At 57.1% G+C, this 9683-nt stretch carries 7 protein-coding genes; all 7 read left to right on the plus strand.

Features of this window, described 5'->3' with window-relative positions:
* Positions 1 to 24: 24 nt before the first annotated feature.
* The gene (rpoC, locus tag MHM86_RS14160) at positions 25 to 4254 is read left to right on the plus strand and encodes a DNA-directed RNA polymerase subunit beta' (protein WP_239200694.1); all 4230 of its coding nucleotides are present in this window, start codon (positions 25 to 27) and stop codon (positions 4252 to 4254) included.
* A gap of 105 nt (positions 4255 to 4359) precedes the next feature.
* Complete coding sequence (locus tag MHM86_RS14165) at positions 4360 to 5184, plus strand: PhzF family phenazine biosynthesis protein (RefSeq protein WP_239200695.1); 825 nt, start codon at positions 4360 to 4362, stop codon at positions 5182 to 5184.
* A 101-nt stretch (positions 5185 to 5285) separates the two neighbouring features.
* Complete coding sequence (locus MHM86_RS14170; RefSeq protein WP_239200696.1) at positions 5286 to 6179, plus strand: DMT family transporter; 894 nt, start codon at positions 5286 to 5288, stop codon at positions 6177 to 6179.
* A gap of 294 nt (positions 6180 to 6473) precedes the next feature.
* On the plus strand, positions 6474 to 6845 hold the full coding sequence (gene rpsL / locus MHM86_RS14175; RefSeq protein ID WP_005621086.1) for a 30S ribosomal protein S12: 372 nt from the start codon (positions 6474 to 6476) through the stop codon (positions 6843 to 6845).
* A 12-nt stretch (positions 6846 to 6857) separates the two neighbouring features.
* Positions 6858 to 7328, plus strand: a complete 471-nt coding sequence (gene rpsG / locus MHM86_RS14180; protein WP_058317647.1) for a 30S ribosomal protein S7 — start codon at positions 6858 to 6860, stop codon at positions 7326 to 7328.
* A gap of 21 nt (positions 7329 to 7349) precedes the next feature.
* Positions 7350 to 9467, plus strand: coding sequence for an elongation factor G (fusA, locus tag MHM86_RS14185; RefSeq protein WP_239200697.1), 2118 nt, complete (start codon positions 7350 to 7352; stop codon positions 9465 to 9467).
* Positions 9468 to 9556: 89 nt separating this feature from the next.
* The coding region (locus MHM86_RS14190; protein ID WP_239199675.1) for a GTP-binding protein at positions 9557 to 9683 on the plus strand (127 nt) is incomplete at its 3' end.

Raw genomic sequence — 9683 nt, forward strand, 5'->3', positions numbered from 1 at the left:
TTCCGCAAGATTTGAGGTATCAAAATGAACCAGGAACTGACGAACAACCCGTTCAACCCGCTGACCCCGTCCAAGGTCTTTGACGAGATCCGCGTTTCGCTGGCTTCGCCCGAACGTATCCTGTCGTGGTCCTACGGTGAGATCAAAAAACCCGAAACCATCAACTACCGGACCTTCAAGCCTGAGCGCGACGGTCTGTTCTGCGCGCGTATCTTTGGCCCGATCAAAGACTACGAATGCCTGTGCGGCAAATATAAGCGCATGAAGTATCGCGGCGTTGTCTGCGAAAAATGTGGTGTTGAAGTTACCCTCCAGAAAGTGCGCCGCGAGCGTATGGGCCACATCGAACTGGCCGCGCCTGTTGCACATATCTGGTTCCTGAAATCGCTGCCGTCCCGCATCGGTCTGATGCTGGATATGACGCTGCGTGATCTGGAACGTGTTCTGTACTTTGAAAACTACGTCGTCATCGAACCGGGTCTGACTGACCTGCAATACGGTCAGATGATGTCCGAAGAAGAGTACATGGATGCGCAGGACGCATACGGTATGGACGCCTTCACCGCCAACATCGGTGCTGAAGCCATCCGCGAGATGCTGTCCGCGATTGATCTGGAATCTGAAGCCGAAACGCTGCGCGCCGAACTGGCCGAAGCGACCGGTGAACTGAAGCCCAAGAAGATCATCAAGCGTCTGAAGGTTGTCGAAGCATTCCTCGAGTCGGGCAACCGTCCTGAGTGGATGATCATGACAGTTGTACCAGTGATTCCGCCGGAATTGCGTCCGCTTGTTCCGCTGGATGGCGGCCGTTTTGCGACCTCCGACCTCAACGACCTTTATCGTCGTGTGATCAACCGGAACAACCGTCTGAAACGTCTGATCGAACTGCGTGCGCCGGACATCATCGTGCGTAACGAAAAGCGTATGCTGCAGGAATCTGTAGACGCGCTGTTCGACAACGGCCGTCGTGGTCGTGTCATTACCGGTGCCAACAAGCGTCCGCTGAAATCGCTCAGCGACATGCTGAAAGGTAAGCAGGGTCGCTTCCGTCAGAACCTTTTGGGTAAGCGCGTCGACTTCTCCGGCCGTTCGGTGATTGTGACCGGTCCTGAACTGAAGCTGCACCAGTGTGGTCTGCCCAAGAAGATGGCGCTGGAACTGTTCAAGCCCTTCATCTATTCGCGCCTTGAGGCGCGTGGTTTGTCCTCGACCGTGAAACAGGCTAAAAAGCTGGTGGAGAAAGAGCGTCCTGAGGTGTGGGATATCCTCGATGAGGTGATCCGCGAACACCCCGTGCTGCTGAACCGCGCCCCGACGCTTCACCGTCTTGGCATTCAGGCGTTTGAACCCACGCTGATCGAAGGTAAAGCGATCCAGCTGCACCCGCTTGTGTGTTCGGCGTTTAACGCGGACTTTGACGGTGACCAGATGGCGGTTCACGTACCGCTGTCGCTGGAAGCGCAGCTGGAAGCGCGCGTCCTGATGATGTCCACCAACAACGTTCTGTCGCCTGCAAACGGCGCCCCGATCATCGTTCCTTCGCAGGATATGATTTTGGGTCTCTACTACCTCACCATCGCGCGTGATGGCATGAAGGGCGAAGGCATGGTCTTCTCCTCGATTGATGAGGTGCAGTATGCGCTGGACGCCGGTGAAGTTCACTTGCACACCAAGATCAAGGCCCGTGTGCCTCAGATCGACGAAAACGGCATGGAAGTGCAACAGATCTTTGAAACCACTCCGGGTCGTGTGCGTCTGGGTGCTCTGCTGCCGCAGAATGCCAAAGCACCGTTCGAACTGGTGAACCGTCTGCTGCGTAAGAAAGAAGTGCAGCAGGTCATCGACACCGTCTACCGTTACTGCGGTCAGAAAGAGTCGGTCATCTTCTGTGACCAGATCATGTCGATCGGCTTCAAAGAAGCGTTCAAGGCTGGTATTTCGTTCGGTAAGGACGACATGGTTATCCCTGAAAACAAGTGGACCATCGTTGATGAGACACGCGATCAGGTAAAAGACTTTGAACAGCAGTACATGGACGGTCTGATCACGCAGGGCGAAAAGTACAACAAAGTTGTCGATAGCTGGTCGAAGTGTAACGACAAGCTGACCGAAGCGATGATGTCGACCATCTCCGCCACTCGTCACGATGACGCGGGTGCTGAAATGGAACCGAACTCGGTTTACATGATGGCACACTCCGGTGCGCGTGGCTCGGTGACGCAGATGCGTCAGCTGGGTGGGATGCGCGGCCTGATGGCCAAGCCGAACGGCGACATTATTGAAACGCCTGTTATCTCGAACTTTAAAGAAGGCCTGACCGTTCTTGAGTACTTCAACTCGACTCACGGTGCTCGTAAGGGTCTGTCTGATACCGCGCTTAAGACGGCAAACTCGGGTTATCTGACCCGTCGTCTGGTTGACGTGGCACAGGACTGTATCGTTCGTGACAAAGACTGTGGCACTGAAAACGCCATCACTGTTGAACCGGCAGTGAATGACGGTGAAGTTGTCTCTTCCATCGGCGAGCGTATGCTGGGCCGGATCGTCGCTGAAGACGTGATGAAGCCGGGCACCGACGAAGTGATTGCAGCCCGTGGTGTTCTGGTCGACGAACGTATGGCAGACGCCATCGAAGAGGCCGGTGTGCAGACTGCTCAGATCCGTAGCCCGCTGACCTGTGAAAGCGACGACGGTGTCTGTGCCACCTGCTACGGTCGTGACCTTGCGCGTGGTACATCTGTGAACGTGGGCGAGGCCGTCGGCATCATCGCGGCACAGTCGATCGGTGAACCTGGTACACAGCTGACGATGCGGACCTTCCACATCGGCGGCGTGGCACAGGGTGGTCAGCAGTCCTTCCTGGAGGCAAGCCAAGAAGGCGAGATCGAGTTTGAGAACCCGCAGATCCTGACCAACGTCAACGGCGAAGTTCTGGTCATCGGCCGGAACATGAAGCTGAAGATCATGGACAACGGTGAAGAGCGCGCCAGCCACAAGCTGGGCTACGGCACCAAACTGTTCGTGGCCGAAGGCCAGAAAGTTGCCCGCGGTGACAAACTGTTCGAATGGGACCCCTTCACCCTGCCGATCATCGCCGAGAAAGACGGTACCGCCAAGTATGTGGACCTCGTCAGCGGCATCGCAGTTCGCGATGTAACGGATGAGGCCACCGGTATGACCCAGAAGATCGTGATCGACTGGCGTGCGGCACCAAAAGGCAATGAGCTGAAGCCGGAAATCATTCTGGTGGACGGTGACGGCGATCCGGTGCGTAACGCACAGGGCCACCCGCTGACCCACCCGATGTCGGTTGACGCCATTCTGTCGGTCGACGACGGTCAAGAGATCAAAGCAGGTGACGTTGTTGCGCGTATCCCGCGTGAAGGCGCCAAGACCAAGGATATTACCGGTGGTCTGCCGCGCGTTGCGGAACTGTTTGAAGCCCGTCGTCCGAAAGATCACGCAATCATCGCCGAAATCGATGGTTACGTGCGCTTTGGCCGCGACTACAAGAACAAGCGTCGTATCACCATCGAAGCTGCCGAAGAGGGTCGTGAGCCCGTCGAATACATGGTGCCCAAGGGCAAGCACATTCCTGTTCAGGAAGGTGACTTCGTTCAGAAGGGTGACTACATCATGGACGGCAACCCGGCGCCGCACGACATCCTCGCGATCATGGGCGTTGGCGCACTTGCTGACTACATGATCAACGAGGTGCAGGAGGTTTACCGACTGCAGGGCGTGAAGATCAACGACAAGCACATCGAAGTGATTGTGCGCCAGATGCTGAAGAAGTGGGAAATTTCGGACAGCGGTGACACCACCCTGCTGAAAGGCGAACACGTCGAAAAGACTGAACTGGACGAGGCCAACGAAAAGGCCATCGCCCGCGGCGGTCGTCCGGCATCCGGTGGTCCGATCCTTTTGGGTATCACCAAAGCGTCGCTGCAGACTCGTTCGTTCATGTCGGCAGCCTCGTTCCAGGAAACCACCCGCGTGCTGACCGAAGCTTCGGTTCAGGGCAAACGCGACCGTCTGGTTGGCCTCAAGGAGAACATCCTTGTCGGTCGTCTGATCCCGGCCGGTACTGGTGGCGCCACCGATCGTGTCCGTCGCATCGCGCGTTCGCGTGACAACGTGGTGCTGGAAGCCCGTCGTGAAGAGGCCGAAGCCGCCGCTGCACTGGCTGCGCCGACCATCGACGATATGGGCGCGGCAGATGCCTTCAACACCCCCGAGAGCCGCGACGAATAAGTCGTGGACCCGACGGGTCTGATGAAACACAGAAAGCCCCTCGCATTGCGGGGGGCTTTTTGTTTGGGTGGCCGCAAGTTTTGAACGTTGAAAAGGACGTTAGTCATGAAAATGTATCAGGTGGATGCCTTCGCCGATCAGCTCTTTGCGGGCAATCCAGCGGCGGTTCTGTTGTTGGACGCCCCGATGAGTGTGCCCCTGATGCAGAACATCGCGGCAGAGAACAATCTGGCTGAAACCGCGTTTGCCTATCCGAAAGCGGCCGGGGACGGGAGTGTCCTGTGGGCGCTGCGCTGGTTTACGCCCACGCAAGAGGTGGATTTTTGCGGTCATGCCACGCTGGCGGCAGCGCATGTGTTGTTCGCACATCGGGATGTAACTGGCCCACTGCGGTTTCAGACCGCAGTGGGCGAGATCACGGTGATCGAGGCAGATAATGGCTATCAGCTGGATCTGCCTCGTTTTGCGCCAGAACCTCTCGATCAACTGCCAGAGGAGATTGCGGAGATTTTTGAAGCGCCACCGCAGCTGATGTTCCGTAATTTTGAAAACCTGTTCTTTGTGCTGGAGAGCGCGGAGGCTGTGACCGCCTTCGAGCCGGATCTGAATGCCATCGCCAAATTGGGGCATATCGGTGTGGTGATCACAGCACGCGCGGCAGCGGGATCAAAGGCAGACTTTGTATCGCGCTACTTTGTGCCCGGCGCTGGCATCCCCGAGGATCCGGTGACAGGATCGAACCATTCCACACTGGTGCCTTACTGGGCAGGGGAGTTGGGCCGCAATGATCTGCTGGCTTATCAGGCGTCAGAGCGTGGTGGCTGGCTGGACTGCACCGATACTGGCGACAGGGTGTTGGTGCGTGGGACGGCGGCGACCTTTATGATTGCGGATCTGTTTCTGGCCGACGCTGCGGCCCGAGATATGTAAGGACCACTGCTGGCGGGACGATGTGCAGGATCATTGAAAGGCGTGTGCGCCCGTAGCTTTGCGGGTTTGACTTGCGCGGGGGGCTGGCGCAGGGTCGCGGGATGAGCCAAGCGAATAACCCTCTGTCTGATAACACCCGTGGTGCGCTGTTGATGATGGCGGCGATGGCCGGCTTTACCTTCAATGATGCGCTGATGAAGTCGCTGGCTGGTTCGGTGCCGCTGTTCCAGTTGTTGTTCCTGCGCGGGCTGATGGTGTCGGTGATGACCGGCATCTGGGCAGGTCGTGTCGGTGCTTTTCGGGCGCGCCTTGGGGCAGGGGACTGGGCGTTGATCGCGTCGCGTGTCGCGGCTGAGGTGGCGGCGGCCTATTTCTTCCTCACCGCACTCTTCGCAGCGCCGATCGCCAATGTGACCGCGATCCTGCAGTCGCTGCCACTGACGGTGACACTCGCGGCGGCTGTCTTTCTGCGCGAGCCCATCGGCTGGCAGCGGCTGGGCGCTATTCTGATCGGCTTTGTTGGTGTACTGCTGATCGTGCAGCCGGGCACCGACGGATTTGACCAAAGCTCCCTCTATGTTCTGGCCGCTGTAGGCTGCGTGACCGTGCGCGATCTGGTGACACGGCGCTTGTCGCCGGCGGTACCTTCGATGTTGGTCACCTTCCTCAGCGCGGCAGGAGTGATGGCGTTTTTCGGTTTGGCCAGCCTGCCGACTGCATGGGTACCGATGGGGTCTGCCAGTTGGGGGATCACCGCAATGGCGGCTTTGATGATCCTTGGCGGGTATAGTTTTTCGGTCATGGTGATGCGGGTGGGGGAGATTTCCTTTGTTGCGCCGTTTCGTTATACCAGCTTGATATGGGCGCTGATCCTTGGTTGGGTGCTGTTTGGTGAATGGCCGGATGCGCTGACGCTGATGGGGGCAACAATCGTGGTTATGAGCGGTGTATTCATGCTTTACCGCGAGGGCAAAATCGCACGGACCCGGCGTTGAAGCTTGCCACGCTGGCGCGGGCACCGGGCCCTTGTTGACAAAGGGCGCGACTCCCCCTATACGCCCCATTATCCGGCTGATCTGGGCAAGACCCTAATGCCGAATCCACAACTGAGAAGGCCAAGTCCTGAGCTATTTTGAAGCTTGCGACCTCTGGAAAACTCACCGCGTTGTTCGCCTCGGTACGGGAACATCGCGGATTTTGCGCTATGCAACTCTTGTGTTGCGCAAGCAGTCATCGTTCAGGGCAGTCGCCTTGGATAAACATTGTGAAGCAAACGGGAAAGTGACCCTATGCCAACGATTCAACAGCTGATCCGCAAACCGCGTCAGCCCAAAGTCAAGCGCTCCAAATCTATGCACCTGGAGCAGTGCCCGCAAAAACGTGGCGTCTGCACCCGTGTATATACCACCACTCCGAAGAAGCCGAACTCGGCTATGCGTAAAGTTGCGAAGGTTCGCCTGACCAACGGCTTCGAAGTGATCTCTTACATCCCCGGTGAAAGCCACAACCTTCAGGAACACTCCGTGGTTCTGATCCGCGGCGGCCGTGTAAAAGACCTTCCGGGTGTGCGTTACCACATCCTGCGTGGTGTTCTGGATACCCAGGGCGTTAAAGACCGTAAGCAACGTCGTTCGAAATACGGCGCCAAGCGTCCGAAGTAAGGAGATCGAAGAATGTCTCGTCGTCACGCTGCTGAGAAGCGCGAAGTATTGCCCGACGCCAAGTATGGCGATCGCGTACTGTCCAAATTCATGAACAACCTGATGATCGACGGTAAAAAGTCGGTTGCGGAAAAGATCGTCTACAACGCGCTGGACCGCGTTGAAGGTAAGATCAAACGCGCCCCCGTCGAAGTGTTCCACGAAGCACTGGACAACATCAAACCGGCCGTCGAAGTTCGTTCGCGTCGTGTTGGTGGTGCAACCTACCAGGTTCCCGTTGAAGTGCGCCCCGAGCGCCGCGAAGCTCTGGCCATCCGCTGGCTGATCTCCGCGAGCCGCGCCCGCAACGAAAACACCATGGAAGAACGTCTGGCCGGCGAATTGCTGGATGCCGTTCAATCCCGTGGTGCCGCTGTTAAAAAGCGCGAAGATACTCACAAGATGGCAGACGCGAACAAAGCGTTCAGCCATTATCGCTGGTAATTCCACAGAGGCTTTAGACCAATGGCACGCGAATATTCGCTCGACCTATACCGTAACTTCGGTATCATGGCGCACATCGACGCAGGTAAGACCACCTGCTCGGAGCGTATCCTGTATTACACTGGTAAATCCCACAACATTGGTGAGGTGCACGATGGTGCAGCCACCATGGACTGGATGGAGCAGGAGCAGGAACGCGGCATCACCATCACCTCGGCTGCGACCACCACTTTCTGGGAACGCACCGAAGATGGTCAGACTGCTGACTCGCCCAAGCACCGGATGAACATCATCGACACCCCCGGCCACGTTGACTTCACCATCGAAGTTGAGCGTTCGCTGGCGGTTCTCGACGGTGCTGTCTGTGTTCTGGACGCCAACGCTGGCGTTGAACCCCAAACCGAAACCGTGTGGCGTCAGGCTGACCGCTACAAGGTTCCGCGGATGGTTTTCGTCAACAAAATGGACAAGATCGGCGCAGACTTCTTCAACTGCGTTAACATGATCGAAGAACGCACCGGCGCACGTGCTGTTCCGGTTGGCATTCCGATCGGTGCAGAAACCGAGTTGGAAGGTCTGCTGGACCTGGTCACCATGAAAGAGTGGCTGTGGCAGGGCGAAGATCTGGGTGCATCCTGGATCCACGCTGAGATCCGTCCTGAGCTGCAGGACATGGCGAACGAGTGGCGCGAAAAGATGGTCGAAGCGGCCGTTGAGCAAGACGAAGCTGCCATGGAAGCCTACCTGGAAGGTGAAGAGCCCGACGTCGCAACCCTGCGTAAACTGCTGCGTAAGGGTACTCTGGCACTGGACTTCGTTCCGGTACTGGGCGGTTCGGCGTTCAAAAACAAAGGTGTTCAGCCGCTGCTGAACGCTGTAATCGACTACCTGCCCAGCCCGCTGGACGTTGTTGATTACATGGGCTTCGCACCTGGTGACGAAAACGAAGAGCGTAACATTGCCCGTCGTGCAGACGACGACATGGCGTTCTCCGGCCTGGCGTTCAAAATCATGAACGACCCCTTCGTTGGCTCGCTGACCTTCACCCGTATCTACTCGGGCGTTCTGAACAAGGGCGACAGCATCCAGAACTCCACCAAAGGTAAGAAAGAGCGCGTCGGTCGTATGATGATGATGCACTCCAACAACCGTGAGGAGATCGAAGAGGCATTTGCAGGCGACATCATCGCGCTGGCGGGTCTGAAAGACACCACCACCGGTGACACCCTCTGCGACGCCAAAGATCCGGTTGTTCTGGAAACCATGACCTTCCCCGATCCGGTTATCGAGATCGCGGTTGAGCCGAAGACCAAAGGCGACCAAGAAAAAATGTCGCAAGGTCTGGCACGTCTGGCAGCCGAAGACCCCTCCTTCCGTGTGGAAACTGACCTGGAATCGGGCCAGACCATCATGAAAGGCATGGGCGAACTTCACCTGGACATCCTGGTTGACCGTCTGAAGCGTGAATTCAAAGTTGAAGCAAACATCGGTGCGCCGCAGGTGGCCTACCGTGAAACCATCTCGCACGAGGTGGAGCACAGCTACACGCACAAGAAACAGTCCGGTGGTTCGGGTCAGTTCGGTGAGGTGAAGATGATCATCACCCCAACCGAAGCTGGCGAAGGTTACTCCTTCGAATCCCGCATCGTTGGTGGTGCGGTTCCCAAGGAATACATCCCGGGTGTTGAAAAAGGCATTACCTCGGTTATGGATAGCGGCCCGCTGGCTGGCTTCCCCGTAATCGACTTCAAGGTTGCCCTGATCGACGGTAAATTCCACGATGTTGACTCCTCGGTTCTGGCCTTTGAAATCGCAGCACGTATGTGTATGCGCGAAGGCATGAAGAAGGCAGGCGCTAAGCTGCTGGAACCGATCATGAAGGTCGAAGTGATCACCCCCGAAGAATACACCGGCGGTATCATCGGCGATCTGACTTCGCGTCGTGGCCAGGTATCTGGTCAAGAGCCGCGCGGCCACGCAATTGCGATCGACGCAAACGTGCCGCTGGCGAACATGTTCGGCTACATCAACACCCTGCGTTCGATGTCGTCCGGCCGTGCCCAGTTCACCATGCAGTTCTCGCACTACGATCCGGTGCCGTCGAACATCAGTGAAGAAATCCAGGCGAAATACGCCTAAGAAATTTGGGGGACCGGCCTGTTTCGGTCCCCCCTTTCCAGATTTGAAGGCTGGTTGTTCAGCCTTTCATGACAGACTAGGAGGCCATCATGGCAAAGGAAAAGTTTGAGCGTTCCAAACCGCACGTTAACATCGGCACCATCGGCCACGTTGACCACGGCAAAACCACGCTGACCGCAGCAATCACCAAATACTTTGGTGACTTTCAGGCATACG

The sequence above is a fragment of the Thalassobius sp. Cn5-15 genome (genome assembly GCF_022347685.1).
Taxonomy (GTDB): domain Bacteria; phylum Pseudomonadota; class Alphaproteobacteria; order Rhodobacterales; family Rhodobacteraceae; genus Thalassobius.